The sequence below is a fragment of the Halorubrum persicum genome (assembly GCF_002727125.1).
GTDB lineage: Archaea > Halobacteriota > Halobacteria > Halobacteriales > Haloferacaceae > Halorubrum > Halorubrum persicum.
Genome location: NZ_NHOA01000142.1, coordinates 1 through 1,220 on the forward strand (window position 1 = coordinate 1; position 1,220 = coordinate 1,220).

A 1,220-nucleotide genomic window follows, 5' to 3' on the forward strand; every position below is an offset into this window, starting at 1 on the left:
TCTCCTACAGAAGAGCGTTCGTGGATATTCAATTCTGAAGATTCGACGACCCGTGGCTTGAGTCGGCTAGAGTTTGGGTATTTCTGACGCGTCAACCGGGTTCTGTGTTGACCGGTTCGAAGCACCTTGTCCGTCTCGCAACTGGAGGTATGCCGACGCGATGATCGCGTAGTATGGCACAAAGAATGCCGTTGTGAAAACAACTGTTACGATATCGGCGGCGACCGATAGGCCAGCGAGGGTCAATAACGGCGAGACCGCACCGATTACACCACCAAAGAGCGCAGTCACAATAACGAGAATACCGAGCTTGATCCGGGATCCACGAGTCAACCCCCAACTCCGCTTGAGGCTGCTGATGATCCCGCGATCTTCGACAGCGACAGCAAACATGAAAAATAGGAATGAGACTGCCAGAAACAACCCGGGGAGAACCAAGAGAACGGTGCCAAGCATGATTGAGACAGTGATAATCAACCCACCAACAAGAGCGAAGACCGTGGTCCGACCGAGTCGCCGCGTGGACGTCGCAGGGAACCGTGACATCTCACTCTGTGGTTGAGCAAATGTTCGCGAGAGAATGACGAGGTACATCGAGCTCAATATCATGATCACAACGAATAGAGCAACCCCGGCACTCCCGGGAATCGGAAGCGCAAGTCCTGCATCCTGACTAAACTGTTCGGCAGCCTCTGGTGGGAGAAGCCCTAATACAGCGCTGTTGGCGCTTATTTGAAGCCCAAACTGGATAGCGAGGAATCCCAGAAATAGGATACCACCAGTTCGAGAAACTGTCCGCCGAATACCGTCGCTAACCGCATGGCTGAGTTGGAGGGCCATACTGATCAAATGTGTTTAGTCCGTTCTAATAAAACAACCGAAGACGCTGATAGACGTAAAGAAATTTTGTAGTTATCCGAACTCAATTGAATCCGTTTCCCAAGTTTTGAAGGGAGATCTCAGCTGTTCAAAGTGGGGATAAATCCAACAAACCAGCTCTGTTGAAATGCCATTTTTCAGATACATTATCATCTTCCATCCAGACTATGGTACCCGCACTACCGAACTCCTCCACCTTTTCGCGGAAGACACAGCTAGCAGGTCTCGTTGGTAGCCTCGGTTATGTCCTCGTTTTGCTGTTAACAGCAGGGTTGGCGTACGGACTGGAAAACTTGTTGGCAGGTCTTGGGAGTATTCAAATCTGCTGTGTTGAATAGATG

At 50.4% G+C, this 1,220-nt stretch carries 1 protein-coding gene; it reads right to left on the bottom strand.

Going from position 1 to position 1,220, the window contains the following annotated elements; translation table 11 throughout:
- Positions 1 to 66 precede the first annotated feature (66 nt).
- Positions 67 to 840, bottom strand: a complete 774-nt coding sequence (locus tag DJ69_RS15415) for a hypothetical protein (RefSeq protein ID WP_099256420.1) — start codon at positions 838 to 840, stop codon at positions 67 to 69.
- Positions 841 to 1,220: the final 380 nt, after the last annotated feature.